Annotated in this window: 30 protein-coding genes and 1 pseudogene; 20 read left to right on the forward strand and 11 right to left on the reverse strand. The window is 37.4% G+C overall.

Annotated elements, in window-relative coordinates; genetic code table 11:
• The first annotated feature begins 188 nt into the window (after positions 1-188).
• From ES948_RS09895 to ES948_RS09910, 4 genes are all read left to right on the forward strand, one after another.
• Complete coding sequence (locus ES948_RS09895) at positions 189-1391, forward strand: 7TM diverse intracellular signaling domain-containing protein (protein WP_281346808.1); 1203 nt, start codon at positions 189-191, stop codon at positions 1389-1391.
• Between the two features lie 64 nt (positions 1392-1455).
• A complete protein-coding gene (gene purH / locus ES948_RS09900; RefSeq protein ID WP_152184787.1) occupies positions 1456-2994 on the forward strand; it encodes a bifunctional phosphoribosylaminoimidazolecarboxamide formyltransferase/IMP cyclohydrolase in 1539 nt (512 codons plus the stop codon).
• A gap of 223 nt (positions 2995-3217) precedes the next feature.
• Positions 3218-4120, forward strand: coding sequence for a DnaJ C-terminal domain-containing protein (locus tag ES948_RS09905; protein ID WP_152184788.1), 903 nt, complete (start codon positions 3218-3220; stop codon positions 4118-4120).
• Between the two features lie 14 nt (positions 4121-4134).
• The gene (locus ES948_RS09910) at positions 4135-4512 is read left to right on the forward strand and encodes a heat shock protein transcriptional repressor HspR (RefSeq protein WP_152184789.1); all 378 of its coding nucleotides are present in this window, start codon (positions 4135-4137) and stop codon (positions 4510-4512) included.
• On the opposite strand, the gene murA is transcribed toward ES948_RS09910, so the two are convergent.
• Positions 4509-5777, reverse strand: a complete 1269-nt coding sequence (gene murA / locus ES948_RS09915; protein WP_152184790.1) for a UDP-N-acetylglucosamine 1-carboxyvinyltransferase — start codon at positions 5775-5777, stop codon at positions 4509-4511. The genes ES948_RS09910 and murA overlap by 4 nt on opposite strands.
• Positions 5778-5865: 88 nt before the next feature.
• Between murA and ES948_RS09920 the strand changes: the two genes are divergently transcribed.
• The 12 genes from ES948_RS09920 to ES948_RS09975 all read left to right on the forward strand — a co-directional run bounded on the left by ES948_RS09920 (position 5866) and on the right by ES948_RS09975 (position 14399).
• Positions 5866-6297: a hypothetical protein gene (locus tag ES948_RS09920; RefSeq protein WP_152184791.1), complete on the forward strand. Its 432-nt coding sequence runs from the start codon at positions 5866-5868 to the stop codon at positions 6295-6297.
• Between the two features lie 43 nt (positions 6298-6340).
• Positions 6341-6838: a hypothetical protein gene (locus ES948_RS09925; protein WP_246153864.1), complete on the forward strand. Its 498-nt coding sequence runs from the start codon at positions 6341-6343 to the stop codon at positions 6836-6838.
• Positions 6832-7548, forward strand: a complete 717-nt coding sequence (locus tag ES948_RS09930) for a 3'-5' exonuclease (protein ID WP_152184793.1) — start codon at positions 6832-6834, stop codon at positions 7546-7548. The genes ES948_RS09925 and ES948_RS09930 overlap by 7 nt, the downstream gene beginning before the upstream one ends.
• Before the next feature lie 2 nt (positions 7549-7550).
• Positions 7551-7940 (forward strand): hypothetical protein, encoded by a 390-nt coding sequence (locus ES948_RS09935; protein WP_152184794.1) that lies wholly within the window; start codon positions 7551-7553, stop codon positions 7938-7940.
• On the forward strand, positions 7930-8532 hold the full coding sequence (gene rsmD, locus ES948_RS09940) for a 16S rRNA (guanine(966)-N(2))-methyltransferase RsmD (RefSeq protein ID WP_152184795.1): 603 nt from the start codon (positions 7930-7932) through the stop codon (positions 8530-8532). Before ES948_RS09935 ends, rsmD begins: the two co-directional genes overlap by 11 nt.
• Before the next feature lie 38 nt (positions 8533-8570).
• Positions 8571-9617, forward strand: a complete 1047-nt coding sequence (locus ES948_RS09945) for a flagellar basal body P-ring protein FlgI (protein WP_152184796.1) — start codon at positions 8571-8573, stop codon at positions 9615-9617.
• Positions 9617-9925 carry a rod-binding protein gene (locus tag ES948_RS09950; protein ID WP_152184797.1) on the forward strand — a complete coding sequence of 103 codons (309 nt, stop codon included), beginning with the start codon at positions 9617-9619 and terminating at the stop codon, positions 9923-9925. Before ES948_RS09945 ends, ES948_RS09950 begins: the two co-directional genes overlap by 1 nt.
• Before the next feature lie 75 nt (positions 9926-10000).
• Entirely contained in the window at positions 10001-10213 is a 213-nt protein-coding gene (locus tag ES948_RS09955; protein ID WP_152184798.1) for a flagellar biosynthesis anti-sigma factor FlgM, read from the forward strand.
• 25 nt (positions 10214-10238) lie between these two features.
• The gene (locus ES948_RS09960; RefSeq protein ID WP_152184799.1) at positions 10239-10667 is read left to right on the forward strand and encodes a hypothetical protein; all 429 of its coding nucleotides are present in this window, start codon (positions 10239-10241) and stop codon (positions 10665-10667) included.
• Position 10668: 1 nt separating this feature from the next.
• On the forward strand, positions 10669-12552 hold the full coding sequence (gene flgK / locus ES948_RS09965; protein ID WP_152184800.1) for a flagellar hook-associated protein FlgK: 1884 nt from the start codon (positions 10669-10671) through the stop codon (positions 12550-12552).
• Between the two features lies 1 nt (position 12553).
• Entirely contained in the window at positions 12554-13354 is an 801-nt protein-coding gene (locus ES948_RS09970; RefSeq protein WP_152184801.1) for an ABC transporter permease, read from the forward strand.
• 10 nt (positions 13355-13364) lie between these two features.
• On the forward strand, positions 13365-14399 hold the full coding sequence (locus ES948_RS09975; RefSeq protein WP_152184802.1) for an AI-2E family transporter: 1035 nt from the start codon (positions 13365-13367) through the stop codon (positions 14397-14399).
• 5 nt (positions 14400-14404) lie between these two features.
• Here the strand turns inward: ES948_RS09975 and ES948_RS09980 are convergent, their stop codons facing one another.
• The 8 genes from ES948_RS09980 to gyrA are packed head-to-tail and all read right to left on the reverse strand — an operon-like array spanning position 14405 to position 22593.
• Positions 14405-15295, reverse strand: coding sequence for a radical SAM protein (locus ES948_RS09980; protein ID WP_246153866.1), 891 nt, complete (start codon positions 15293-15295; stop codon positions 14405-14407).
• 37 nt (positions 15296-15332) lie between these two features.
• Complete coding sequence (gene hemE, locus ES948_RS09985; protein WP_152184804.1) at positions 15333-16367, reverse strand: uroporphyrinogen decarboxylase; 1035 nt, start codon at positions 16365-16367, stop codon at positions 15333-15335.
• Between the two features lie 9 nt (positions 16368-16376).
• The gene (locus tag ES948_RS09990; RefSeq protein WP_152184805.1) at positions 16377-16895 is read right to left on the reverse strand and encodes a YqhA family protein; all 519 of its coding nucleotides are present in this window, start codon (positions 16893-16895) and stop codon (positions 16377-16379) included.
• A gap of 1 nt (position 16896) precedes the next feature.
• Positions 16897-17922 (reverse strand): aspartate-semialdehyde dehydrogenase, encoded by a 1026-nt coding sequence (locus tag ES948_RS09995; RefSeq protein ID WP_152184806.1) that lies wholly within the window; start codon positions 17920-17922, stop codon positions 16897-16899.
• Positions 17923-17937: 15 nt separating this feature from the next.
• Positions 17938-19080 carry a sigma-54-dependent transcriptional regulator gene (locus ES948_RS10000; protein WP_152184807.1) on the reverse strand — a complete coding sequence of 381 codons (1143 nt, stop codon included), beginning with the start codon at positions 19078-19080 and terminating at the stop codon, positions 17938-17940.
• Positions 19081-19099: 19 nt separating this feature from the next.
• Positions 19100-19516 carry a hypothetical protein gene (locus tag ES948_RS10900; protein ID WP_188109504.1) on the reverse strand — a complete coding sequence of 139 codons (417 nt, stop codon included), beginning with the start codon at positions 19514-19516 and terminating at the stop codon, positions 19100-19102.
• Positions 19465-20052 (reverse strand): LPP20 family lipoprotein, encoded by a 588-nt coding sequence (locus tag ES948_RS10010; protein ID WP_152184808.1) that lies wholly within the window; start codon positions 20050-20052, stop codon positions 19465-19467. Before ES948_RS10010 ends, ES948_RS10900 begins: the two co-directional genes overlap by 52 nt.
• Before the next feature lie 60 nt (positions 20053-20112).
• Positions 20113-22593, reverse strand: coding sequence for a DNA gyrase subunit A (gyrA, locus tag ES948_RS10015; protein WP_152184809.1), 2481 nt, complete (start codon positions 22591-22593; stop codon positions 20113-20115).
• Between the two features lie 201 nt (positions 22594-22794).
• Between gyrA and ES948_RS10020 the strand changes: the two genes are divergently transcribed.
• The 4 genes from ES948_RS10020 (at position 22795) to ES948_RS10905 (ending at position 26606) form a co-directional block, all read left to right on the forward strand.
• Positions 22795-24099, forward strand: coding sequence for an ammonium transporter (locus tag ES948_RS10020; protein ID WP_152184810.1), 1305 nt, complete (start codon positions 22795-22797; stop codon positions 24097-24099).
• An 83-nt stretch (positions 24100-24182) separates the two neighbouring features.
• Positions 24183-24521, forward strand: coding sequence for a P-II family nitrogen regulator (locus ES948_RS10025; RefSeq protein ID WP_152184811.1), 339 nt, complete (start codon positions 24183-24185; stop codon positions 24519-24521).
• A gap of 123 nt (positions 24522-24644) precedes the next feature.
• Complete coding sequence (locus ES948_RS10030; RefSeq protein WP_152184812.1) at positions 24645-25820, forward strand: ammonium transporter; 1176 nt, start codon at positions 24645-24647, stop codon at positions 25818-25820.
• A 36-nt stretch (positions 25821-25856) separates the two neighbouring features.
• Complete coding sequence (locus ES948_RS10905; RefSeq protein ID WP_188109505.1) at positions 25857-26606, forward strand: TonB family protein; 750 nt, start codon at positions 25857-25859, stop codon at positions 26604-26606.
• An 89-nt stretch (positions 26607-26695) separates the two neighbouring features.
• Here ES948_RS10905 and ES948_RS11185 read toward each other — a convergent pair whose 3' ends face one another.
• Complete coding sequence (locus tag ES948_RS11185; protein ID WP_281346807.1) at positions 26696-26824, reverse strand: hypothetical protein; 129 nt, start codon at positions 26822-26824, stop codon at positions 26696-26698.
• 57 nt (positions 26825-26881) lie between these two features.
• Positions 26882-26953 (reverse strand): annotated as a pseudogene (locus tag ES948_RS11250) (rubredoxin); the annotation flags it as partial.
• Positions 26954-26991: the final 38 nt, after the last annotated feature.

The raw sequence follows: 26991 nt of genomic DNA on the forward strand, positions 1-26991 counted from the left end.
CTCACTTCCTTTAGTGCCAATTTTAGCAGTTCGTTTGACAACTGCATCTCTATTTTGATATATCCATTCAGCCCAAGCAAACAAAAGAGTACTATCTGCGAGTATCTACATCTTCATGTGCACTCTATTTTGAGTTAAAACTTCTAAATAAGGATACCTTTTATAAAAAAGAGATAGAACATCAACTTATTCTTACACTCTTTTTTGGTAGTTTAATTACGCTTATTCTTTATAATCTTTTTATCTATATTTTTACTAAAGAGTTGGCTTATCTCTACTATGTGCTGTATTTATTTTTTATTGTCTTGGAACAACTTTCCTATACTACCCTAAACAAGTATATATATCCAAAAAGTTTGTTTGATATAGAGACATATTTTGCAATTTATTATATAGCATTTATTTTTATCTTTAGTATATTGTTTATTCGCGAGTTTTTAGATGTTGCAAAATATAAGATAATAGATACTGTTTTAAAAATATTTTTGCTATTTAACATAATATTTATTATTATATCTTCACCAAATTTTTATCCAATAGATGTACTTGTTTCTGTTGGTATGTTCTTTTTTTTATATATATTATTTATTAGTTTTTATCTTCTTTACAAAGGCAATGAGAATGCAAAATATATGGTTGTTGGATGGTCTGTAGCAATTGTCGCCTGGATTATGCAGGGAACTTATAATGAGGGAGGCTGGAGTTTACTTTATGAATATCCTTATTTTTTTGAGAGCGCTATCTTTTTTGAGGCAATCATATTTTCTATTGCCCTTGCAAATAAATTAAACAAAACTAAGGAATTAGAGGAATCTGTAGCAAGTAACAAAATATTAACAAAAGAGTTACATCATAGAGTTAAAAACAACATGCAGCTAATTATCTCTCTTTACAGATTAAAACTTTCTAAATTAGAGCATGCATCATCTTTTTTGAAAGAAGTTGAAGGAGCGATACAGGCAATTGGTACAACACATGAGATGCTTTATTCAGATAATGTCCTGATAGATGCAAATGCACGGGAATATTTTGTAATGCTTGTTGATAAGTTAAAAAATAGTTATCCACATACAAATATTGATATTACATATCGTATTGATGAAGATATTCCTACAGATTGTTTGATGTATCTTGGTATTATTCTTAATGAGTTGATGACCAATACATATAAATATGCATTTGAGACAAACTATGGAAAGATTTTTATCTCTTTAGAAAAACAAGGTGAACATATTATTTTTACATATGAAGACAATGGTAAAGGATATGATCCACACAATAATAAAAACTCTTTTGGTTTGGAGCTTGTTAAAAGTTTGGTTTCAAGTGAGCTCCAGGGAGATATAAAAGTTTCTTTTGACAAAGGTACAAAATATATTATAAGATTCTAGAGTTTACCATCTTCTAAACTCAATTTAGCTAAAATTGCGTCAATATTTTAAATCAAGGCTTGAAATGAAAAAAAGAGCGTTAGTTAGTGTAAGCGATAAAACTGGTGTGGTTGATTTTTGTAAATCACTTGTAAAAAACGGATATGAGATAATCTCAACAGGCGGGACATACAAACTCTTGCGTGAGAGTGGTGTAGATGCTATAGAGATTGATGAGGTGACAAAGTTTCCTGAATGTTTTGAAGGGCGTGTAAAGACACTCAACCCTTATGTCCACGGAGGTATTTTACATCGTCGTGACAAGCAGTCGCACTTGGATCAGGCAAAAGAACTTGGCGTTGAGGCAATAGACCTTGTATGTGTCAATCTTTATCCGTTTAAAGCGACTATTGAACGTACAGATGATTTTGATGATATTATTGAAAATATCGACATTGGTGGACCGGCAATGGTTCGTTCAGCTGCAAAGAACTTTGACTCGGTTATCATCGTTACAAATGTTGAAGATTATGCAGAAGTTATCGATGCGATAGAAAACGAGAAAAATACAAAAGAGTTCCGCCGTGGATATATGATAAAAGCATACGAACATACTGCCGCGTATGATTCAATGATAGCTAATTATATGAATGAGCGTTTTAATGAAGGCTTTGGTGAGAAGCAGTTTATCGTAGGTGAGAAAGTAATGGATACTCGCTATGGTGAAAACCCTCATCAGAAAGGGGCACTGTACGAGTTCGACAAGCACTTTAGCAACAACTTTAAAACACTTAAAGGTGAAGCAAGTTTTAACAACTTAAATGACCTAAATGGTGCTATCAAAATTGCAGCGGCTTTTGGAGATGACAACGCTGTGTGTATTACAAAACATGGAAACCCTTGTGGTTTTGCTATTCGTGACAATTTAGTAGATGCTTATACAGAAGCACTCAAGTGTGATCCTGTTTCTGCATTTGGTGGTGTTGTAGCTGTTAATGGTGTGGTCAACAAAGAGCTTGCAGAGAAAATGAATGAGATTTTCTTGGAAGTTGTGATTGCTGGACGTATCACTGAAGAGGCTCAAGAGGTATTTGCGCTCAAGAAGCGTATCAAACTTTTTGAGATGGGTAGTGATAAACTTGTGCTTGCAAATGATACAAAAGACTTTAAACACATTGATGGCGGATTTGTATTCCAAGATGCTGACAGAGTTAATGATGATGAAGTTAAAAATGCAAAACTTGTTTCTAAAAATCGTGCCAGCGAAGCTGAAATGAAAGACCTTGAGATCGCATATAAAGTGGCTTCTCTTACAAAATCTAACTGTGTAGTTTATGTCAAAGATGCTGCAATGGTAGCTGTTGGTATGGGTATGACATCTCGCGTTGATGCTGCACAGTGTGCGCTCAAAAAAGCAAAAGAGATGGGTCTTGATGTAACAGGTGCTGCACTTGCATCTGAAGCATTCTTTCCATTCCGTGATTCTATTGATGCGGCAGCTGCAGCAGGGGTTAAAAATGTTATTGAACCTGGTGGGTCAATTCGTGATGATGAGGTTATTGCCGCTGCTGATGAGCATGGTATGAGCCTATATTTCTCAGAAGTTCGCCACTTCCTTCATTAAAAATTAAAATAGTAACGCATTTTCTGCGTTACTTCCTTCGTCATGCACATTAGTTGCACTTCCTCGTTATGCTCCTTGTAACTGAATTACTCTTTTCATTTTTAAAATATTGTTTATTTTTTGTATAAGAATTAATTTGTCTAAACTTGATTGACACAGACTCAACTCTTATGATATAATTTCGCTAATAAAAAATTTAACAATTATTGGTAAGGACTAGAAAATGGCAAAATCATTATATGAAACATTAGAAGTATCAGAAAATGCGAGTGAATCTGAGATTAAAAAAGCGTATAGAAAATTAGCGAGAAAATATCATCCTGACATCTGTAAAGAAGCAGATTGTGAAGAGAAATTTAAAGAGATAAATGCAGCGTATGAGATACTGAGCGACAAAGAGAAAAAAGAGCAGTATGATATGTATGGAGACTCTATGTTTGGAGGGCAGAACTTCCATGACTTCTCACGCAGCCAGGGTGGCAATGTCGATCTGGATGAGATACTGCGTCAAATGTTCTCTGGTGGCGGAGGATTTGGCGGCTTTAGCGGTGGCGGTCGTCAATCATACAGCAGCGGAGGCTTTGGCGGATTTGGCGGAGCTGGAGGTTTTCATCAAGAACCAAACCTTGACATCGAAGCAAAGGTGACGATTCCGTTTAATGTAGCCATCCTTGGTGGAACGCACTCAGTTTCAGTCAATGGTGAGCGTTTTGATATTAAGATCCCTGCAGGTGTCAAAACAGGAGAAAAGCTCCGTGTAAGAGGAAAAGGGCATGCACAAAACGGTCGTTCTGGGGATTTGCTCTTAAAGATAACAGTAGCACCGTCACCGGATTATGAGCGTGAGGGAGATGACCTGGTCAAAACCATAGATGTGCCACTCTATGCAGCTCTCTTTGGTGATAAAATTGCAGTACAGACACTTGAGAAAGAGATAAAACTCAAAATCCCGCAAAACACAAAAAATGGACAGCGCTTCCGTGTGAAAGAGATGGGTGCAATGAACAGAAAAACAAAACAGAGAGGTGATTTGTACTTAAAAGCAAATATTATCAATCCAAAAGTAGAAGATTTGGACAATGATTTGGTAGAATTGATGAAAGAAAAACTACCAAAGACAATTTAAGCAGGAGGTAAACGATGCATCATTATGACGAACCGGTCTATTTAATCAGTATAGTCTCGAAGATACTAGATATCCATCCACAAACTTTGCGTCAGTATGAGAGAGAGAATCTCATCACACCTTCTCGTTCAAATGGACGTATACGACTCTATTCACAGCGTGATATAGATAGAATTAAACTTATTTTACGCCTTACTCGTGAGCTTGGTGTAAATCTTGCAGGTGTTGATATTATTTTACGTCTAAAAGAGAATGTAGATAAGATGGAGCGAGAGATTGCTGACTTGCGTCATGAGGTGGAAGTTGCGAAAAATGCTCGTTCAGTCTCTCCTGATAAAGCACTTGTAACAAAGAAAAGTATCTATGAGATGATTATTTTTGAGGGAGACTAGAGCCCCTCTTTTAATCTCTCAACCACAACACCTACATCTTTAAGCTTTTTCTCCAAAGAGTCATATCCACGGTCAAGATGGTAGATACGATGAACGTTTGTTTCTCCTTGGGCAATAAGGGCTGCTAAAACAAGAGCACTTGATGCTCTGAGATCTGTTGCCATAACATCCGTTGCACTTAAATCACACTTTCCATTGATAGTAGCAGTATGTCCACTGAGTGAGATATCTGCTCCCATACGCTGCAGCTCACTCACATGCATAAATCTATTCTCAAAAAGACGCTCTTCTATGATAGATACTCCATTTGCCTGTGTGGCAAGTGCCATAAACTGTGCTTGCATATCTGTTGGAAAAGCAGGGTACTCCTGTGTAACAATTTTAACAGGTTTGATCTCTTTGTTTGGGTGGATTGTGATAGTGTCTTTTGTGAGTGTAAGCTCAAACCCCATCTCTTCAAATTTTGCGATAACTGCACCAAGATGATCCGGTTCTACATCCGTAAGTGTGAGTTTTGAACCAGTAATTGCTCCTGCACAAAGATATGTTCCTGCTTCGATTCTATCTGGAATAATGCTGAATTCTTTGATATCTAAAAGCTCTCCGGCAGTTCCATGTACTTTGAGCACTGCTGTACCGATTCCCTCAATTTTTACACCACTTGCATTGAGCACTTCACAGAGTTGGACTACCTCTGGCTCACGTGCAGCATTGATAATAGTCGTCTCACCCTCTGCAAGTGCTGCGGCCATAACAATATTGGCTGTTCCTGTCACCGTGATTTTATCAAAGATAATTTCACAGCCTTTGAGTCCTTTTGGTGCTCGCGCTTCAATATAACCTGCTTTGATTGATATCTCTGCACCCATCTGCTCGAGTGCTTTGAGGTGCAGATCGATTGGGCGCTGTCCTATGGCACAGCCTCCTGGAAGTGATACCTCACAGTGTCCAAAACGTGCTAGAATCGGACCTAAAACAAGGATGGAAGCACGCATTGTTTTTACAATGTCATATGTTGCTTTTGTTTCGTTCATCGAAGCAGTGTCCACCACGACTCTATCATCATGAAAATCACAAGATGCTCCAAGGTTTGTGAGAAGTTTAAGAAGTGTCTTTATATCTGCAACATCTGGCAGATTTTTAATGATAACGCTGTTACGAGCCAAGATTGTCATTGCAATAAGCGGTAGCGATGCATTTTTTGCACCAGAGATTTTTATTGTTCCATTGAGGGCAGATTTGCCTTTGATTTTTAAGTAGTCCATATTTCTCTTTATTTTTGTTTCTCTAAAAAATTGCGTTATTATATCTTAAATTTGCTATACTACTGTTAATAATTAAGTAGGAAATAAGATGGGTTCGGCACTTGAGCGGCTAAAAAAAATAACAAATAAAATATCTTCGTATGAGCTGGCAAGAAAAGAGAATATAGCAGAGCTAAAAGAACTTTATAAAGAGATAGGTATCGATAAAAAAGTAGAGCATTTTGAAGAGCTTTTTGATTTTAAAGCTATCAATCTCTCAGGTGTTTCACTCCAAGAAGAGAATCTGGGTGAGATAAAAGAGGGAAAGTACCTGCAGGTTTTAGCAATATCGTACGATAAAGATGCGGCTGTAAAGAGTAAAAATGTTTCCTTGGCATACTTTGGAAGAGTCGAGAGTGTTGATGGAGTATTAAAAGAGAAGGTTGTGGAATTTGTAATCAGGTACCGTTTTGAGAAGAGTTTTATCAACCTGGAACATTATCACGCTATGCTTGGAAATTTTAAAAACAAAGATGTCTAGGTTTTATTTTTTATTATGGGTTTTCTGGGCAGTTCGAGTAGTATTGTGCAGCCTTTTTCTAGCAGCAACTTTTGCACTTCTTTTGACACTCTTTATCTACATGAAACAGGGCTTCCCTCCTGTAGATGAAGAGATAATGGGCGCACTTTTTGATGTTTGGAAGTTTTGGTTCGCCATTGCTTTAAATATGGCTGTTTTAATCGCACTTTTTCGAAGTGTGAAGTATCTTTTTAACCATCCTCACGCAGGGTATGTATTAAAGCTCAAAAAGTGTTTCAAAGAAGATAGTCATGAATACCTCGAAGTAATCGGTTATGGAGATTTGGTTAAAGTATGGCGGAAATGGTTTATGCTGCTCATTTGGCTTGTCGGGAGTTTAATGGTGCTTGCACTGCTGTTTACATATATCTTTAGCTTTTATGAGAGCCTTTTTGACTGGTTTAATATTTATGTTCTGTACGCTTTTATATTACTTGCAGGATATCTCTCTTTTATATTTTTAGGCAGTCGTTGCAAAAGTGTTAGGATCGTGAAGTGCTGATATTTTTAGATATTGAAACGACGGGATATGAAAAAGAAGATAAAATCTGCTCTTTAGGAGTGCTCTCTTTTGAAAATGAATCTTGTGTGAGCTCTTTGTATGAGCTTGTAAATGAAGGCAAAAAGATACCCCCAAAGGCTTCAGCCCTGCATAATATCACCAATGAGATGATTCAAGAGAAACCTGTGTTGCGTGAGAGTGAGATTTATAAGTATCTCCAAGCGCACAACAAAGAAGAAAACACACTAATCGTACATAATGCCGGTTTTGTTTTTCCCTATCTTGAAGATGCCGGTTTAAAATGGCATGGTAAAATTATAGATACACAAAAAGTTTTAAAGCATCATATCCCAGAGTGTGAATTTTTCAGTTTGGAATTTATACGCTATGAGTTAAAACTCTACAGAAAAGAAGAGCAGTATAAACAATTATGTGGAATTAAAGATGCTTTACTACCACATCATGCATTGAGTGATGCTCTTGTTATCAAGTTGCTTTTTGACTATCTTTTAGAAGAGTTAAGCCAAGGAGTGATGCAAGAGCTCAGTTTTAAAAATGTATTGCTTGAGAAGTTTCCTTTTGGAAAGTATGCCGGCAGGTATATTGAAGAGATAGCTATGAATGACAGAAGTTATCTGCTGTGGATGCTCTCTTTAGAGAGTTTGGATGATGATTTAGCGTACTCTTTGGAGTACTATTTACAAGGATAAAGATGAGAGTTGCTGTTGAGTGTCAATCACCGTTGTTACAAAAATCGTTAGAGCTCTTTTTGTCAAAATATTTGAGTGCTTCAAAGAAGTGTGACATTATTGTCAGAGATGAAGAGTGTTTGGGAGATAGTCGCTGTTTTTACATAGGCAGTGATGCAAATGCAGATCTTGTCAAACCATTTTCCAAGTCACAGCTTATTTTGGCCCTTGAAAAACGTTATGAAGAGCTTTATGGAAGCAGTGAAAAAGCAGAGGATGAAGCTATAAAAGAGGAGTACTTCGAAGAAGATGACTCTATGGACTTCTTAATCTTGGAAAAACGCATAGAGTTCCTGACACAGGAGTATCAGGCAAATATTTTACGAGCGGTAAAAGCATTCTATGAAAAATAATAAACAACTTACCAAAAAGATCATTGCCGGAAAATACAAAGGCAAAACACTAAAACTCCCTTCCAAAACAACGACACGAAGCTCAAAAGCGATTGTTCTGGAATCATTTTTTAATACACTGCAGTTTGATATTGTGGATGCAGTGTTTGTTGAGGTTTTTTCAGGTTCAGGTTCGATTGGTCTTGAAGCACTGAGCCGTGGAGCGAAGCAGATATATTTTATGGAGCGTGACAGAGATGCACTGGGAACGCTGAAAGAAAATATAGCACAAACTGACCCCTCTGCCTGTGAAGTCTTTGGTGGGGACAGTTTTGAAAATATCAACACTATCATAGAGAGACTCAAAAAAGCAAAAACAAAAGCCTATTTTTACATTGACCCGCCATTTAGCATACGCGCGGGGATGGAAGATATCTATGATAAAACTATAGATTTGATAGCATCACTGCCAGTTGAGAATGTTACAATGATTATCATTGAACATATGAGCGGACTTGATATTCCTCAAAAAATAGGCAGCTTTAGCATCAAAAAATCAAAAAAATTTGGAAATACGACACTTACGTACCTTATAGATGAAAATATGGAATAAATATTGCTGAATTCTTGCATAATGCAAGGATTTATTCAATGAAATATTTTTTAGGTTTACTACTATTTTTCGCATCACTTCATGCAACGAAAATCACGGATGTTTCGAACATCGTCGGCGTTCGGGAGAATCAGATTATTGGTTACTCTTTGGTTGTCGGTCTGAAAAAGACAGGAGATGGTACAACCTCAAAATTTACACTTCAATCAATTTCAAACATGTTAAAAGCGATGAATATCGATATGAATCCTATAGATATTAAATCGAAAAATGTTGCAGCAGTTGTGGTAACGGCAACGCTCAAACCTTTTGCAAGACAGGGTGATAAATTTGATGTAACGGTATCTTCCATTGGTGATGCAAAATCTTTAGAAGGTGGAACACTTTTGATGACACCGCTTAAAGGGGTAGATGGCAAGATCTATGCACTGGCACAAGGTCCGCTTAGTATTGGTGGGCTCAACCAAAGAGGTGCCGGAGCAGAAACACATCCAACGACAGGTATAGTCTTTAACGGTGGTTTTGTTGAGCGTGAGATAAATATCGACCTTTTTCATCAGCAGTATGCAACACTCTCCCTTAAAGAGTCTGGTTTTGAAAATGCAGTAGCTGTACAAAAGGCGATAAATGCATACTACAATACACAAGTGGCAGTAGCAATGGACTCACGAAGCATTAAGTTAAAACGCCCGCAAAACCGTTCAATGATTGAGTTTTTGGCAGAAGTGCAAAACATCGATATGAACTATAAACCTAAAAATAAAATCATCATCAATGAAAAAACTGGAACTATCGTTGCTGGGGTAGATATACAACTAAAACCGATTATCCTCACGCATGGGGATATCACGATTAAGATAGTTGAAGAAGATACGCTATCAAAACCAGAAGGTTCGATGGAAGTGGACAAAAACCTGGTAATTGGTATGAATGAGAATGAAATTTATACGAAAAGAGGCACAACTACTGTTGCTAACCTTGTGCGTTCACTTCAAAAACTAGGGGCAACGCCAAAAGATATCATCTCTATTTTAGAGGCGATGAAGAGTGCAGGGAGCATCTCTGCTGAGTTGAAGGTAATATAATGGACTATGGATTAAATGCTTTAAGTGCACAGGCACAATTAGTCACACAAAACAAAGATATCCCAAAGATCAATCCTCAGGCAGAGGATAAGGCACTGCGGGAGCAGACAGATGCTTTTGAAGCGATCATCATCAAAATGCTGATGGACAATGCGATGAAAGATGAGAAAGATCTTTTCTCATCTCAAAATGATCCGGGAGATAAAATATACAAATCGATGTATAGAGATGAGCTCTCAAAAGCAAGTGCGGGGAGTTTTGGTTTTTCACAGATGCTCTATGACTACTTGAGTCAGAGAAATTCGTGAAATAGGTTTAGAAAATCATAATTTTGTCGATATAACAGTATAGAGAAATTTCGCAAGAGATATGAAGGATAAAATATGATTTCAAATATAAGCAGTTCAGCTGTGAGCGGTACTTTTGCAAACAGTTTGAATGAAAACAAAGAGTTAAAACCAAATGCAAAGTTAACTGCATCGGAAGATGGCAGTAAAAACAGAATAGAAAAACTCAAAGAGGCTATCGAGTCAGGTGAATATAAAGTAGATTTATCTGCACTATCAGAGAAGATGGCGGACGAGTTACTTAAGTAAAATAAAATAATTATGGGGGTTTGCGATGCTTTCTCATCACTTACAAAATGCTTTAGAAGATTTAAGAGATCTTATTAAAATTACTGAATCAGATATAGAAGATATAAAAAAAGCAGAGCACAATCCCCAGTTTGACAGACTTTCATTAAAAGAAGAAAAACTGAAAGCTTTTGAGACAAAAAAAGCGATGATAGATTATGAAATCTCCAATCTTATGACATCAAATCCGGATGTAGCACTTCCAGACCTTTTAAGTGCCCAGCAACATCAACTTCTGGATGATTTAAAAGTTGAACTCTCAAAACTTCATGAGGTCAATAAAAAATATGCAAAACTGGTTTTGGTTGTCAGTAACCTATATAACAGCTTTTTAGAGAGACTGGTCCCGACAGAGATGCAAGGATATCAAAAAGTTGCATCAAAAGACTCTGCTATTATGGAAGTGAGAGTATAATATGGCATCAATTTTCAATACATTAAATATCGGTTACAGTGGATTAAATGCTGCACAGGTCGGTATCAATACAACTGGGCATAACATTTCCAATGCCGAAGTAGAAGGCTATACAAGACAGCGTGTTATTACATCAGCTGCAACACCTATCGCTATGCGACCAGGGCAGGTTGGTAACGGTACAGAGATTCAAGACATCAAGCGTGTATTTGATAATTTTGTATTTGACAGATACAACAGTATGTCATCTGATAAAGAGTACAGTGATTTTGAAACGCAGACACTAGAAGAGCTCTCAACATATTTTCCTGAGATTGACGGGGTAGGTGTCAAAGCAGACTTGGCAGAGTATTACAATATGTGGCAAACATTTGCAGATAATCCGGATAATGATGCCATTAAGGTTGCTCTTGCAAAACAGACAGAAACACTCTCTGCACATATAACACAAACTCAGGATCAGGTTTTAAGTCTGCAGATGCAGATTAATGACCAACTTGCAGTAAATATCGAAGAGGTTAACTCTCTTGCAAAACAGCTTGCTGATTTAAATATTGCTATAGATGTTGCAGAATCTGGTGGTATGTACACAGCAAATGATTTACGTGACCAGAGAAATGTAATTGAGCGAAGCCTCTCAAGACTTATAGGTGCGGAAGTAAATCAAGGACAACTAGAGTCCAATATACAGATCGATAGCAACTCAAACACAAGAACAGGAAGTTATACTTTAAGTGTGAATGGATTTAATATTGTCGATGGCAACTCCTATCATCCTTTAAAATTGACAAAAGATGACAATGAGTATGGTTTTTACAGTCTCTACTATGAAAGACAGGATGGTACGCTCATTCCATTTGAAGAGAAAGTGACAAACGGAAGAGTTGGTGCGATTTTTGACTTGCGTGGTGGATCAATCGATACAACAAGTGGTATGCCAACTGATGGTGTATTACAAAAAGTCGTAACGGATTTGGATGCATTCGCGCAGGGTTTGATTGAGAGTACGAACAATCTGTATGCAGAGAGTGCAACGACAAAGATGGAGTCAAATATTTTAACTGATATTGGAGCGACAAGTTCCATTGTTCATTCACCTTTGAATGTAAATCCGGGTACTTTTAATATCATTGTTTATGATATTGACGGTAATGAAGTGGCCACGAGACAAATCAATATCGACCATGCCACATCGATGTCAGGTGCAGCAGGCTCAAACTCCATAGAAGGGCAAATACTTGCCACTGTAGATGATAATGGTGACTCCAATGCCAACAATGATATTGATGATTTTATAACGTTTAATTTTCAGACTGCAGCAAACGGTGAATTGCGTCTAGAGTTGGGATTGGATCCACAGTCTGAATCTATGGGGTACACATTCGCCATCAAAGATGAACTGCCAGACGGTAAATTTTCATCTGGCAGTAATTTTGCAGGAGCACTGGGACTTGGAAGATTTTTTGATGGAGATAGTGCACGTAATATCAAACTCAATTCAGAGTTGAGCGATAATCCGACAAAAATTCATGCAGGTTTCTCTTCTGCAGCAGGTGATAACAGAGTTGCACTCAATATGGTACAGCAACAGTTTGAGTCATATAAATTCCAAGTTGGTAATGAAGAGTATGATACCACCATGTATGGTATGTTTGATATCACTGCAACCTATGTAGGTACTGCTACAAATGCAGCAATAACAAGAAATGAAACAGTGACGACACAGTTTAACTCAACAGAGATGGAGTATTTTTCTGTTTCAAAAGTAAGTATCGATGAAGAGATGACAAATCTCATAAAATATCAAACATCTTATGGTGCAGCTGCAAAGATTATTACAACAGTTGACCAGATGATGCAGACACTTCTTGGAATCAAGCAGTAAAGTGTTCCCAAAAGTCAGTGTAGTTTTACTTTTTAGTATCTTTTTCTTCGCTTTCTTTGGCTCTTTTCTCTATACAACAAGTCCCTACACACTTGATAGTCATGCTATTTTAGTCGGACCTTCATCAATGCATCTTTTAGGTACAGACAGACTTGGACGTGATATCTTAGCACGTTTGATTGAGGGTGGAAAAGTATCCTTGATTATAGGTGTTGGAAGTGCACTCATAGCCTCTTTTATAGGACTGATTCTGGGCTCAATTGCCGGATATTATCGAGGAGTTGTTGATAAGTCATTTATCATCATTGTTGATCTGTTTTTAACCTTTCCTACTTTCTTTTTACTTTTAGCCCTTGTTTCTTATGTCAATGCTTCGACATTTGTGCTCATTATTATCATCTCAGTTACCGGATGGATGACAACAGCACGTTTGATTCGTTCTGAGAGTTTTAAAATCACTTCGCAGCCATACATTAAGATACTTAACATCGCAAAAGTTAAAAAAAGCAAGATACTTTTAAAATATTATGCACCGATTTTAGCCCCGATTTTCTTTGTCAGTTTTACTTTTGGTGTTGGGGGTGCTATACTTGCAGAATCAGGTTTGAGTTTCTTAGGCTTAGGTATTGTTGCACCGCAGATGAGTTGGGGTACGATTCTCAGTGGTGGAAAAGATGTCATAGAGATTGCATGGTGGGTAAGCTTTTTCCCGGGTCTTTTGATATTCTTAGTGACTTTTTCTCTGATAAATATCTCAAACTACCTGCAGCAGTTAACAAACCAAAAAGAGATAGGCTCTTAAAGGAGAAGATATGCCAAAGAGGCAATTAGGTTATTTTTTTATTGTAACAGCCAGCGTGATTATTGTCTTGGCAGGGGTAAAGTTTGCTGCAAGTATCATTGTTCCTTTTTTACTTTCACTCTTTATTGCTATCATTCTCTCCCCATTATATAATTTTTTTAAATCAAAAGGTTTGCCAGATATTCTCTCAATTGTTATTGTTATGAGCATTTTTCTGCTTTTACTGGCTTTTATCGCAAAGCTTATAGGAACATCCGTTCATGATTTTAGTGCGAATATCGATCACTATTCATCGAAACTCATTATCTATTATCAGTTTTTATCAAAGTTTGCAGGAAATTTTGGAGTTGAGATACCTGTCAGTGAGATAAAAACAATGTTTGATTCCAAACAGATTATGCATTTTTTCACATCTATTATTGAAGGGCTTGGTTCAATATTTACCAATGGCTTTGTAGTGATTCTAACTGTTGTTTTTATGCTGTTGGAATCAAAGCATTTTACGGACAAGATTCGCTTTGCAGATGGTGATAGAGAGACGATAGAACATATCAATCAAATTTTTACACAGATAAAAAGTTATATGGTTATCAAAGCGTTAATCTCACTACTCACCGGTTTTATTGTTTGGTTGTTTCTTACGTTCATTGGCACAGACTACGCTTTTTTATGGGGAGTATTGGCATTTTTATTTAACTTTATCCCAAACATCGGTTCCATCATCGCAGCAGTGCCGGCAGTACTTATTACTTTGGTACAGCTTGGAGGTTTGAGTGCTTTGATTGTGACTGTTTTTTATGTTGTTATCAATATTACTATAGGCTCTATCTTAGAGCCAAAAGTGATGGGAAAAGGGCTAGGTCTCTCAACACTGGTGGTCTTTTTATCTTTGATATTTTGGGGATGGCTTTTAGGCATTGTGGGAATGCTTCTCTCTATTCCACTTACTATCATGGCAAAAATCATCTTTGCAGCCAATGAAAATACAAAATGGCTTGCCGTACTTCTGGGAAGCGGGGAAAATCTAGCAGTAGAGACAAAATAGTATATCTATTTTTGCCGTTTTCTTTCACTGTTTGTAGCAGGTATTAAAAATTCCAAAGTACCTAGCTTTTTAATGACAATCTCTCCCTTATCTAAGAGTCTTTCTAATCTTTGCTTACTTGCATCATCAAAGAGTAGTGTAATATCTTCTTGCGTGAGAGGACGTTTGTCTAGAGTATTAAGTATCTCTTCTTCATTGTAGCTGGCATGGTTTGCTTCTGCATGTTGGCGTGAGGCTATGTGGATAGGTAGAGAGCTTGCAAACATATGAGAGAGCTCATGAAGCTCTTTATAGCTGATTCCCATTACAGGATAAGCCGGTGGTCTGTCTATCGTTCCAAGGTCTATTCTTGAAGCATTTATAGATAGGAGAACATTGTTGAGTTTTTCTACTTCTTCTTTTGTATCATTGAGCCCGTGAACGAAGAGTATCTCTATAAAGAGTTTGCCTCTGTACTCTTTTGAAAAAGCTTGTACTTTCTTTACAATATCTTCTATCTTAATACTTGCATGTGGTCTGTCTATCTTTTTAAAGACTTCAGGTGTTACAGCATCTAAAGAGAGCTTGACCTGGTCGAGTTTTAGAAGTGATTTGTAAACTTTTTCATCGATGAGTGTTGCAGAGTTTGTCAGTATAAGTGTTTGGGTATCACCTTTTATTGCATCTATTGCATTGATAAGTTCATCAAGATAAGGGTAGAGTGTTGGTTCTCCATTAGCAGTGAGTGTTATAACATTTATCTTTTCATCGAGATGTTTTTGAAGTTCGTTGATGATTTCAGAGACGCTTACTGTCTCTTTTTGGCTTGCAACTGTTGCAGCAGGTGCAAGCTCACAGTAAAGACAGTCAAAATTACACTGTTTGTGTGAGGGAGAGAGGTCAATCCCAAGACTCATTCCAAAACGGCGTGAGTTTATGGGACCGAAGATTATCTTATTTTTTTCCACTGACTCTGTGACACTCGTCAATGAAATGTTTTGCATTCTCTACTGGAACATCAGGAAGTATTCCGTGACCGAGATTAAAGATATGACGTTTGCCTTGCATTGTCTCTTGGATAACTTCCACACACTGTGTAGTTGCCTCTTTTGAATAGAGTCGGCATGGTTCCATATTGCCTTGAAGAACGTACTTATCCCCTAAACGCTCTTTAGCAAATGCCATAGGTGTTGACCAGTCCACACCAAATACATCAAAGTTACCATAGACTTTATCTAAAAATGCAGGAATCCCTTTAGGGAACATGATAACAGGGATGTGTGGATACTTCTCTTTTAAATACTCTGCAATCTCTACCATGTATTTCCATGAGAATTCATCATATTTTCCAGGCTCAATTGCCGCTGCCCATGAGTCAAATATCTGGACAACATCGATGCCGGCTTGGATCTGTTTTTCCATATAGAGTTTAACAACATCAGTCACTTTTCTGAGTATCTTATGAAGCAGTTCCGGGTTTGAATACATCATCTTTTTACAGATGTTATATGTTTTCGTTCCTTGTCCTTCAATCATATATGTTGCAAGTGTCCATGGCGCACCTGTAAAGCCTATGAGTGCTTTATCATCTGCAAGGCGTTCTTTAATGAGTTTGATAGTATCATAAACATATGTCAGTTTGCTTGCAGCCTCTTCACCACCGATAAGTCTATTAAGATCATCCTCACTGGTAATCGGGTCAGCGAATTTAGGGCCTTCACCTTTTACGAAAGAGAGATCCATTCCCATTTCATCTGGAATAACCAGAATATCGCTAAACAAAATTGCCGCATCAACATCCAAGATATCAACAGGTTGGAGTGTTACTTCACAAGCCATTTCAGGGTTGTGGCAAAGATTTAAAAAGTCACCCGCTTTTGCACGTACTTCCATATACTCTGGCAGATAACGGCCAGCTTGTCTCATCATCCATACCGGAGTGTATGGTGTCTCTTTACCAAAACATGCATCTACAAATATTTTTCCCATTATTTTCCCTTAATGTTTGTGTCCAACTTTACTTAAAAAGTATAAACCGACAGCAACAGCTGTAATTGAAAGTGCCAGATAGAGTAGCTCGAGTGGAGTATTGTAACTAGCAAGTCCGACTTTTTTGAAAAAACCAACAACTAAAACCATTACGATTACTTTGGATATTTTGTCTTTGAGTTGGTCTAGTGAGTGAATGGAGAGGATTTTATTTTCTCGCTCCTCATCCTCACGTGCAGCATCAATGTCTGAAATAAAAAGCTCATAAAGACCAAATGAGAACAGCAACATTACAACACCGATAAGATAGAGATCCACAGCTCCAATGATACCACCAACTACAAGCTCATGAAAATGTTCAGGGTGATGATGGTTTACGTAGGTATTTAAAACAAGTTTGAGCGTGTCATAGATATCAAATGATGCTACGATGAAAAGTATTACAGCACCAACAAGACCGAAAATAACAGCCATAAGAACCATAAAGCGTGAGCCCCACAGTCCTCCCTCAAAGATTCTCTCTAACATTTTAACCTTCCATTTCTACCCATTTTTGGGCAATTCTTACTGCATTTGTTGCAGCGCCGACACGAAGATTGTCTGCGACGACAAACATATGAAGTATATTGTTGGCATAGACATCTTCACGGATACGTCCAACATAAGTCTCATTCTTATCAACACAATCTTTTGGCATAGGGTAGAGTGCTTGTGATGGATCATCAACGACAACAATATTTGGCGCTTGAGATAAAATCTCACGAGCCTCATTTGCACTCACTTCAGAATCAAAAGTTAGTGTCAGCGCTTCAGAGTGTCCACGAAGAACTGGTACGCGTACACAAGTTGCACTTAGAGCTATCTCTTTATGCATGATTTTTGTTGTCTCATTGACCATCTTCATCTCTTCTTTTGTGAAACCGTTTTCCAGAAACACATCAATTTGAGGAATGACATTGAGTGCAATCTGCTGGTTAAATGCTTTAACTTCTGCTTCATCAAGTTTAAATGCAAAGAATGCCTGCATTTGATGGACAAGCTCTTCCATAGCAGATTTACCGGCACCACTTGTTGCCTGATATGTTGCAACATCAACACGAACAAGGTCATATGCATCATCAAGAGGTTTGAGTGCTTGGACCATCTGAATAGTTGAACAGTTAGGGTTTGCAATAATTCCTGTCTCACGCCATTTAGCTATATCTTCAGGATTGACTTCCGGCACAACCAAAGGTACATCTTCTTGCATTCTAAAGTGAGAAGTATTGTCAATAACAACTGCTCCAGCTTTTACAGCAGCAGGTGCAAATTCCGCACTGACACTACCACCGGCAGAGAAAATTGCAATCTCTACATCTTCCTGCTCAAAGATATCATTTGTAAGTTCAAGTATTGTTAACTCTTCACCGTTAAAGTCTATTTTTTTCCCGGCACTGCGTGAGGATGCTAACGGAACTAACTTGTTTAAAGGGAAGTCTATCTCTTCTAAAATTCTAAGGACCTCTTCTCCAACTGCTCCATTTGCACCGACAACTGCTACATTATAGTTTTTCAATTTTTTCTCCTATGCTTATTTTCTAATATCTAAATAGAGTTCATCTTTTTGAATCTCTTGATCTTCACTCAGTATTACAGCTCGCTCAACTACAGAAATGAGCTCTCGTATGTTTCCGGGCCAGTTGTAATCAAGCAGTTCGCTTTGTGCCTCTTTTGAAAAGCTTTTTTCTTCAAAGCCATACTTTTTACAGTTTTCTTTGCATACAGCCTCTGCAATCTGCAGTATCTCATCACGTCTCTCACGCAGAGGCGGGATCGAGAGCGGAATAGTATTGAGCCGATAGTACAAATCTTCTCGAAACTCACCATTTTTTATCTTCTCATGAAGATTTGCATTTGTTGCTGAGATAACACGAATGTCTATCTTAATTGCTTTAGATGAGCCAAGACGTCGTATCTCTTTTTCCTGTAGTGCTCGCAGCAGTTTTGCCTGAACACCATAAGGCATCTCACCTATCTCATCTAAAAAGAGCGTTCCTCCGTTAGCAAGCTCGAATTGTCCGGCTTTAGCTTCTGTTGCATCGGTAAAAGCACCTTTTTCAAAGCCAAAGAGCTCACTCTCTATAAGATTGTCAGGCAATGCTGCCATGTTGATAGCGACAAAAGGCTTCTTTGTACGGGGTGAATTTTTATGGATATACGAGGCAAATACCTCTTTTCCTACACCACTCTCTCCAAGAAGCAGTATGCTTGCATCTGTCTTACTTGCTTTTTGAGCAATAGTGAGAGCCTGTTGTAGTGCTTCTGATGAACCAAGAAACTCATCTGTACTTTTGTTACTCTGCTTCTTTGCACTCTTTTTTACTTTTTGGACTTTTTCTTCTCTTTGAATTGCTGCAATTAGTGCATCAATGTCAAAGGGTTTGAGTAAAAAATCTTTCACACCAAGCTGAATAGATTCTATGGCTCGAGTAAGTGTTGCATTACCGGTCATGATGATGACTTCAAAACGCCCGTTTAACTCTTTTACAAATTCAATACCATCCATCTTTGGCATATTGATATCTGTAATGACCAAATCAAAACTCTCATCAAGCTTTTTAAGGGCATCTACGGCATTTTTAAATGTCACAACCTCAAACTCTTTATAATCACCCATAGCAATCTCAAGAGATTTTCTCATATTAATATCATCTTCGACTATGGCAATCTTCACAAAAAGTCCTATTACTCAGCTATTTTAAAGGGGCAATTTTAACAGAATTATCATTAAAATCGACTTTGAAACATTTTGAGGGTAGTGTGAGTATTGTAGATGAGTCATTTACACCATTGAGTGTCTCTTCACGATGCTTGACACTCAGACCTATTTTATAAAGAAACTCTATAAATTCATCTTGATTGGCAAGTAGGATTTCTTTTAAATTTTCTGATTTTTGAGGGTCTAAGATTAAAGTGTCATAGGGTTTGCCTGTACACTTTTTCATCGCTTTTGAAATATAAAGTGTCTCATTGTAAAGAGTTGCATTTTTAACGGAGTATCTATAGGAGATGATGTATTCATCCGCAAAAATTGCAGATGAATAGAGTAGTAGGAAGATTATTGAGGAAATTGAGCGCGTGAAAGAGTAATCTCCATCTCTACTTCGCATAATCCCTCTTTAAAAGTCGTTTCAACGATATTTGCATTTCTCACCATTGCTTGAACGGATGTTCTAACAGTTGAACGTTTTACCATCATGTTTTTGATGAGATCTTGACCATCGATACGAACACCTTTTACTTTTTCAGCGATAAGTCTGTAAGCATCAGCAACAGCTGCACGTTTAGCAAGCGCATAAGCCTGTGCAGGTGAAGAAGTGTTTACCGGTGCCACCCCTTGACCTACAACACTGATAAGAAGGTCATGCTGTACATCAAGAACATCTTCTTTTTTAGGAACAGGTTTCTCTTCTACTTTTGGTTTTGCAATCTCAATAGGCTTTGAAATTTCAACAGGATTGATAACTTCTACTTTTTGTACCTCTGCTGGTTTACTGCAGCTTCCTGTTGGGCATACTACAGTTACATTTGAAGGAGTTACATTTGAAGGTGCTGGAGCTACTTGTGTTACTGTCGCATCTTCTTTTTTATCAGCTGCAAATGATGCAACACTTAGAAGTGCTGCTAATACTAAAGAGTATTTCATTGAATATCCTTGGTCTGGAGTGTGATACTCCCTTTTTTATTGTTAATTTTTAAGCAACTACTATTCCAACTCTAGTGTTGTTGGCTCGTCTGGTGTCTCATCCTCATCTTTTTCTTCTTTAGGACAACGAGAAATACTTACTACTTCATCACCTTTTACTATGTAAACACCAGAAGTGTTACGGCTTGATTTTGAGATGGTCTGCATATCAACGCGTATCATTTTTCCGGCTTTTGTAAGAGCCATCATATCCATTGTCTCATCTACCATTAGACAACCTACGATATGTTTACCAGTTTTAGGAGTCATTTTCATAGCAATTACACCGCTTCCTCCACGATTAGTTAGACGATACTCGCCAGCATCCGTACGTTTACCGATACCTTTTTCTGCAACGATTAATATCTCTTGCTCATCATTTGCTATGATGTTCGCATCAACGACTTCATCACCTGCATGTTTAAATTTGATACCACGTACACCACGAGTTGAACGACCTTGTTCACGTGTTTTTTCTATCTCAAACTTGATACACTGTGCAAGTTTTGTAACGATAAAGAGGTATTTGATTGACTGGTCTGCTATTTTTGCAGTGATAAGTTCATCATTCTCATCTAAAACGATAGCTCTTACACCATTACTTCTGATATTACTGAATTCACTTAAGTTTGTACGTTTGACAACACCATTTTTCGTAAAGAAGACAAGTGATTTCTCTTCACTAAAGTCAGTGGTAGGAATGATAGACTGGATCTTCTCATCAGCTACAAGATTGATGAGATTGACAACTGCTTTACCTTTTGCAGTTCTGCTTCCTTCTGGAATCTTGTAGACTTTTAACCAGTGAAGCTGTCCACGGTCTGTTACAAAGAGGAGAGTATCGTGTGTGTTACATGTAAAGAAGCTCTCAATAAAGTCATCTTCATAAGTGGTAACAGCAGTTTTTCCTTTCCCGCCACGTTTTTGTTTCTCATATGATGCAAGTGGCACACGTTTAATATAACCACGGTGTGTAATCGTTACAACCATAGGCTCATTTGGAATTAAGTCTTCGATATCAATATCATCATAATCATCTTCGATATCTGTTCTTCTTGGAGTAGTATACGTTTCAAGTACTTCATCAAACTCTTCACCGATAATTCCATGAAGTACCTCTTCACTTTTAAGGATTGATTCGAGATACTCAATGAGCTTCATTAATTCTGTAAGTTCATTTTCGATTTTTTCTATCTCTAAACCAGTTAGACGTCCAAGTCTCATAGCAACAATGCTTGCTGCTTGAATCTCGGAAAAGTCAAATTCACTTACAAGATTCTCTCTTGCAGCATCTTCATTCGTTGAAGCTTTGATAACACGGATAACATCATCAATGATATCGATCGCTTTTTTGAGACCCTCTAAAATGTGAGCACGTGCTTTTGCTTTTTCAAGGTCAAAAATTGTACGACGAATAATGATAGTTTTACGGTGGTTGATAAAATGTTTTAGGATATCAATCAGACCAAAGATTCTTGGCTCTTGATTTAATATAGATAGCATAATGATACCAAAGGTGACTTGCATAGCAGTCTGTTTAAAGAGGTTGTTTAGAACTATCTCACTCATTGCATCACGTTTAAGCTCAATGACTACACGCATACCATCACGGTCTGATTCATCACGGATTTCGCTTACACCTTCGATGAGTTTGTCTTTAACAAGGTTTGCTACATTCTCAATTAAACGAGCTTTATTTACCTGATAAGGAAGCTCATCAATAACGATGACCTCTTTTTTTGCTTTTTGTTCTATGTGTGTTTTTGCACGAACCTTGATACGCCCACGACCTGTCTCATACGCATCCATAATCCCTTTTTTACCAAAGATGATACCACCTGTTGGAAAGTCCGGTGCTTTAATATGTTCCATCAAATCTACCAAAGAGGCATCAGGGTCTGCAAGAAGTACTTTAAGACCATTCATAATCTCAGCAGGATTATGTGGGGGGATATTTGTTGCCATACCAACAGCAATACCACTTGAACCATTGATAAGAAGGTTTGGTACACGTGTCGGCATAACATCCGGTTCTTTGGTTGTAGCATCATAGTTGTCAATCATATTGACAGTATTTTTCTCTAAGTCTTTTAAAAGCTCACCAGCATACTTCGTCATACGTGCTTCTGTATAACGCATAGCAGCTGCAGAATCGCCGTCAACTGAACCGAAGTTTCCTTGTCCGTCAACAAGCTCCATTCTCATAGAGAAATCCTGTGCCATACGAACAAGTGCATCATAAACTGCAGTATCACCATGTGGGTGGTACTGACCAATAACATCACCAACTATACGTGCTGACTTCTTATACTTTGCACCGTGAGAGAGGTTGAGTTTGTCCATAGCATAAAGAATACGTCTGTGAACAGGTTTAAGCCCATCTCTAACATCAGGTAAAGCACGCCCAACAATAACACTCATTGAGTAGTCAAGGTAAGAGTTTTGAAGAGTCTCTTCTATATTAATAGTCTGTATATCATCGTTATTTAGCAAATCGCTCATTAAAACACCCTAGTATTTAAAAATAAAATTTATGCATAATATCTTATTAACCCTTAAGAAAATGTTTAAATGCATATTTTGAGAAAATTATACATAATTGTGATAAACAGAAGTTGCTTAAAAATTAATCAACATAATAATAATTTATCTGAACTTTTGTGTCATACTCCGTTTCGAAAAATATAAAATAAAAGGATTCACATGAAGAAATGGTTAATAGCATTACTACTTGCTTTACCAACATTTGTATTTGCTGAAGATACATTAGATACAGGGGATACTGCATGGATGATGATGTCTACTGCATTAGTATTACTTATGACACCGGCTGGACTTGCACTTTTCTATGCAGGTATGACAAGAAGTAAAAATGTTCTCAATACTTACGCTATGGTTTTTGGAGCATTTGTAATTGCATTTATTGTATGGATCGTTGCAGGTTATTCAATCGCATTTGGTACAGCTGAGTCTGCTGCTGTTCAAAACATTATTGGTGGATTTGGTAATGTTATGTTAGATGGTATTAAATGGACAGACTTAAGTGGAACGTATCCTATTTATGTATTTGTTGCATTCCAAGGTACATTTGCTGCTATTACTGTTGCTATTGCATCTGGATCTGTTATTGAGCGTATTAAGTTCTCTACTTGGTTGGTTTTCGTAGCTATCTGGGGACTTGTAGTATATGCTCCTATTGCTCACATGGTATGGGGAGGCGATGGTGCACTTCTTTTTGATGCCGGTGCTTTAGACTTCGCTGGTGGTACTGTTGTACATATGAATGGTGGTTTAGCTGGTTTAGTACTTGCAATCCTTGTTGGGAAACGTGCTGGTTATCCAAAATCTGCAATGAAACCGGCTACTGTTCTTTTAACTGCACTTGGTGCGGCTCTTTTATGGTTTGGTTGGTATGGATTTAATGCAGGATCTGCATTTGGTGCAAACGCAATCGCTGGTGTAGCTCTTCTTACTACTACTATTGCTGCTGCTGCAGCAGCTATTACATGGATGCTTGCTGAGTGGTTTGTTTACAAAAAACCAACTCTTTTAGGAATTGCTACTGGTGCGGTTTCTGGTCTTGTTGCTATTACTCCTGCTGCTGGTTTTGTGAGTGTTGGTGGTGCATTTATCGTTGGTATCGTTGGAACACTTTTCGCATTCTGGGGTGTTACAGTACTTAAAAAGAAACTTGGTTATGATGATTCTCTTGATGCATTTGGTGTTCACTTCTTAGCTGGTCTTTTTGGTGCGCTTGCAACTGGTCTTTTAGCACTAAAAGACAATGATTTACTATGGGATGGTCCACTTAAAGAGTCTGGTGACAGAATGGGACAATTCCTGGTTCAAGTTGAATCAGTTGTAGTAGTTGGACTTTTCACACTTATCGGTACAGTTGTAGTTTACTATATCGCAACAGCACTTACAGGTGGAAGCCGTGTTGATGAAGATAGTGAATCTATGGGGCTTGACGAATCAGTTCACGGTGAAAAATATATAAACAACTAATCTCTTTTGAGGTTAGTCTATTGATTTTGTAATCAAATATGGTTACAATTTAGACAACAATTAAACTTTTTGGAGCAATAATAATGAAAAAAGTAGAAGCGGTTATTAAACCATTCAAATTAGAAGATGTAAAAGATGCACTTGCAGAGATCGGTATTGACGGTATGACAGTAAGCGAAGTTAAAGGTTACGGTCGTCAAAAAGGACATAGTGAACTTTATCGTGGTGCTGAGTATGTAGTTGATTTTTTACCAAAAATCAAAATGGAGATGGTTGTTGCTGAAGATATGGTTGAACAAGTTACTGCTACAATCGTAGAAGCTGCAAGAACTGGAAAAATCGGTGATGGTAAAATTTTCGTTAGTGATATTGAAAAAATCATCAGAATCCGTACTGGTGAAACTGACGGAGAAGCTATTTAGTTTCATTCTTTCACATTTGCATATGCATTTTGCATATGCACCTTCTTTAAATCCCCAATTTTATTTTTAACATATAATTATTTTGATAGACTCAGCTTTTAAGTTCAATTTAAAAGGTTTATAATGTCTGAAGCTGATTTTAAATACATCATAGATACATTTTTTGCTCTATTTGCAATGGTACTTATTATTTTTATGGTCCCTGGTTTTGCTATGCTTGAAGCTGGTCTTGTTAGGACAAAAAATGTATCTTCTGTATTAACTGTTAATACTATGATATATGCTGTTGCATCAATGGCGTTTTTACTTGTTGGGTATTCACTCGCATTTGGTTCATGGGAGAACTCGTCTATGAGTATCTGGGCTGCATTTTTGTTCCAGATGGCATTTGTCGGTAAAACGATTAATATTATGAGTGGAGGAGTGAGTGAGCGTGTCAAGATTATTCCATTAATGATTTTTACTATTGTTATGGGTGCTGTACTTTATCCTCTTGTAGTAAATATCTCTTGGGGTACAGATATGATTTCTGGAACGTTCTTTGATATTGATATGTATGACTTGGCAGGGTCAACTGTTATCCACTCAACAGGTGGCTGGGCTCTTTTAGCTGCAATTTTAATCATGGGACCACGTAAGGGGCGCTATAAAGATGGAAAGATAAAAGTAGTTCCTGCATCTAATATTCCACTTGTGGTGCTTGGTGCATTGCTGCTTTGGATAGGCTGGTTTGGATTTAACGGTGGAAGTGTCGGTTCAATTTCTAGTGTTGAGAATGCTGATGCTGTAGCAAAAACTATAATGAATACAAATACAGCAGGACTTGCAGGTGCTATCATAGCCGCTGTCATTATGTATGCAAGATATAAATTGCTTGATATCACGATGATACTCAATGGTGCACTTGGTGGACTTGTTGCAATTACAGCAGGACCAGATCTGTATGATATGTATACACCGATACTCATTGGTGCAATTGGTGGAGCATTGGTTGTATTTGCTGTTCCTATGTTTGATAAACTTGAGCTTGATGATCCTGTTGGAGCACTTTCTGTACACCTTGTCAATGGTATCTGGGGAACTCTGGCTGTAGGAGTTTTTGTTGAAGATATCTCCATTATGGCACAACTTAAAGGGATAGTTGTTATTGGAGTTTTTGCTTTTGTGAGTTCTTATATTGTTATTTTTATCATTAACAAAATTGTACCTTTTAGAGCTGATGATGATGCTCAAGTTGAAGGGCTTGATGTAAATGAAGTAGGTGTTGAGGCATACCCAGAATTTAAACGTGCTATTTAACACAACTGTAACAGAGATTTCGATACTATTTGCCTTATGACAAAACATTCGAAATCTCTGCTTCTCTCGATTTTAATCCACTCTATGCTGTTAGGAGGGATTTTTTATGCATATAATGAAGTATCATCATTTATAGGAGATAAAAAAGAAAAAAGAGTCTGTATTAAGCTAGGCTCTATTCAGAGTATTGCAACACAGACACAAGAGAGCAAAAAAGAAGAAAAAAAAGTAGAGAAAGTAAAAAAAACTGTTAAAAAAACTCCTCAAAAAAAGCCTCCAAAACAAAAAGTAAAAAAGAAACCACTACCTAAAAAAGTCATCCCGCTTCAAAAGAAAAAAGAGGTAATAAAACCACCTCAAGAGATTGAAAAAGTAGAAGAAGAACAGCTTGTAAAAGAAGATGTTATTATTGAACAGGATGAATGTCCTGCACAGCAACAAAAAAGTCAATCAAAAAATAAAATTATAGAAGCACAACAGCAAAACAGACAAATAGAGTCTTCCAAAGATAGATATATGAACAGACATCTCGCAGAGATAGCACAACTCTTACAAGAGAATCTCTACTATCCAAGACGTGCCAGAAAACGTGGCATAGAAGGTAAGGTAGTTGTGAAGTTTACCCTCACGCAAGATGCAGAGGTCATTAACAGTAAGATACTCTCTTCATCAGACGAGATTCTTTCACGTGGTGCATTAAGGACTCTTGAAAACCTCTCAGGAGAATTTCCAAAACCAGATGAAGAGCTGACTTTGACAGTTCCTATCAGCTACTCTTTACATTAGTTGAAAAAGTCAAAAAACTTACTAATCCAATGTTTTTTTGTTTCATCTTTTTTTCTCTTTTTTGTATATATGTTTCGAAGTCATTTTCTCTACGTGTTCACGTTTTCATATTCGCTTGGTTTACCACTAATTCCAGCCCACACAGGCTTGTCTGCAAATAGTGTTGTAGATGAGATCAGTAGTGTTGAAAGTGTAAGTAAACTCAAAGTTTTGTGCATAGTAAAACCTTTGATATTTTTTCACATTATATCATAGCTACAATAAGTATCTTTTAATCAATCAATAGGCTTGAAGTACTCTTTGGCAGAACCACATCCAGGGCATTTCCAATCATCCGGTAGATCTTCCTAAGTTCAAATCATAAATGCAATTTTCTTGAAGAAGC

Source organism: Sulfurimonas indica (assembly GCF_009192995.1).
GTDB lineage: Bacteria > Campylobacterota > Campylobacteria > Campylobacterales > Sulfurimonadaceae > Sulfurimonas > Sulfurimonas indica.

What these genes read in the sequence shown, in the direction of transcription:
- purH (WP_152184787.1), top strand. Translation starts at nt 1,456, where the DNA reads ATGAAAAAAAGAGCGTTAGTTAGTGTAAGCGATAAAACTGGTGTGGTT.
- ES948_RS09905 (WP_152184788.1), top strand. Translation starts at nt 3,218, where the DNA reads ATGGCAAAATCATTATATGAAACATTAGAAGTATCAGAAAATGCGAGT.
- ES948_RS09910 (WP_152184789.1), top strand. Translation starts at nt 4,135, where the DNA reads ATGCATCATTATGACGAACCGGTCTATTTAATCAGTATAGTCTCGAAG.
- murA (WP_152184790.1), bottom strand. Translation starts at nt 5,777, where the DNA reads ATGGACTACTTAAAAATCAAAGGCAAATCTGCCCTCAATGGAACAATA.
- ES948_RS09920 (WP_152184791.1), top strand. Translation starts at nt 5,866, where the DNA reads ATGGGTTCGGCACTTGAGCGGCTAAAAAAAATAACAAATAAAATATCT.
- ES948_RS09935 (WP_152184794.1), top strand. Translation starts at nt 7,551, where the DNA reads ATGAGAGTTGCTGTTGAGTGTCAATCACCGTTGTTACAAAAATCGTTA.
- rsmD (WP_152184795.1), top strand. Translation starts at nt 7,930, where the DNA reads ATGAAAAATAATAAACAACTTACCAAAAAGATCATTGCCGGAAAATAC.
- ES948_RS09945 (WP_152184796.1), top strand. Translation starts at nt 8,571, where the DNA reads ATGAAATATTTTTTAGGTTTACTACTATTTTTCGCATCACTTCATGCA.
- ES948_RS09950 (WP_152184797.1), top strand. Translation starts at nt 9,617, where the DNA reads ATGGACTATGGATTAAATGCTTTAAGTGCACAGGCACAATTAGTCACA.
- ES948_RS09955 (WP_152184798.1), top strand. Translation starts at nt 10,001, where the DNA reads ATGATTTCAAATATAAGCAGTTCAGCTGTGAGCGGTACTTTTGCAAAC.
- ES948_RS09960 (WP_152184799.1), top strand. Translation starts at nt 10,239, where the DNA reads ATGCTTTCTCATCACTTACAAAATGCTTTAGAAGATTTAAGAGATCTT.
- flgK (WP_152184800.1), top strand. Translation starts at nt 10,669, where the DNA reads ATGGCATCAATTTTCAATACATTAAATATCGGTTACAGTGGATTAAAT.
- ES948_RS09975 (WP_152184802.1), top strand. Translation starts at nt 13,365, where the DNA reads ATGCCAAAGAGGCAATTAGGTTATTTTTTTATTGTAACAGCCAGCGTG.
- ES948_RS09980 (WP_246153866.1), bottom strand. Translation starts at nt 15,295, where the DNA reads ATGAGTCTTGGGATTGACCTCTCTCCCTCACACAAACAGTGTAATTTT.
- hemE (WP_152184804.1), bottom strand. Translation starts at nt 16,367, where the DNA reads ATGGGAAAAATATTTGTAGATGCATGTTTTGGTAAAGAGACACCATAC.
- ES948_RS09990 (WP_152184805.1), bottom strand. Translation starts at nt 16,895, where the DNA reads ATGTTAGAGAGAATCTTTGAGGGAGGACTGTGGGGCTCACGCTTTATG.
- ES948_RS10900 (WP_188109504.1), bottom strand. Translation starts at nt 19,516, where the DNA reads ATGCGAAGTAGAGATGGAGATTACTCTTTCACGCGCTCAATTTCCTCA.
- ES948_RS10010 (WP_152184808.1), bottom strand. Translation starts at nt 20,052, where the DNA reads ATGAAATACTCTTTAGTATTAGCAGCACTTCTAAGTGTTGCATCATTT.
- gyrA (WP_152184809.1), bottom strand. Translation starts at nt 22,593, where the DNA reads ATGAGCGATTTGCTAAATAACGATGATATACAGACTATTAATATAGAA.
- ES948_RS10020 (WP_152184810.1), top strand. Translation starts at nt 22,795, where the DNA reads ATGAAGAAATGGTTAATAGCATTACTACTTGCTTTACCAACATTTGTA.
- ES948_RS10025 (WP_152184811.1), top strand. Translation starts at nt 24,183, where the DNA reads ATGAAAAAAGTAGAAGCGGTTATTAAACCATTCAAATTAGAAGATGTA.
- ES948_RS10030 (WP_152184812.1), top strand. Translation starts at nt 24,645, where the DNA reads ATGTCTGAAGCTGATTTTAAATACATCATAGATACATTTTTTGCTCTA.
- ES948_RS10905 (WP_188109505.1), top strand. Translation starts at nt 25,857, where the DNA reads ATGACAAAACATTCGAAATCTCTGCTTCTCTCGATTTTAATCCACTCT.
- ES948_RS11185 (WP_281346807.1), bottom strand. Translation starts at nt 26,824, where the DNA reads ATGCACAAAACTTTGAGTTTACTTACACTTTCAACACTACTGATCTCA.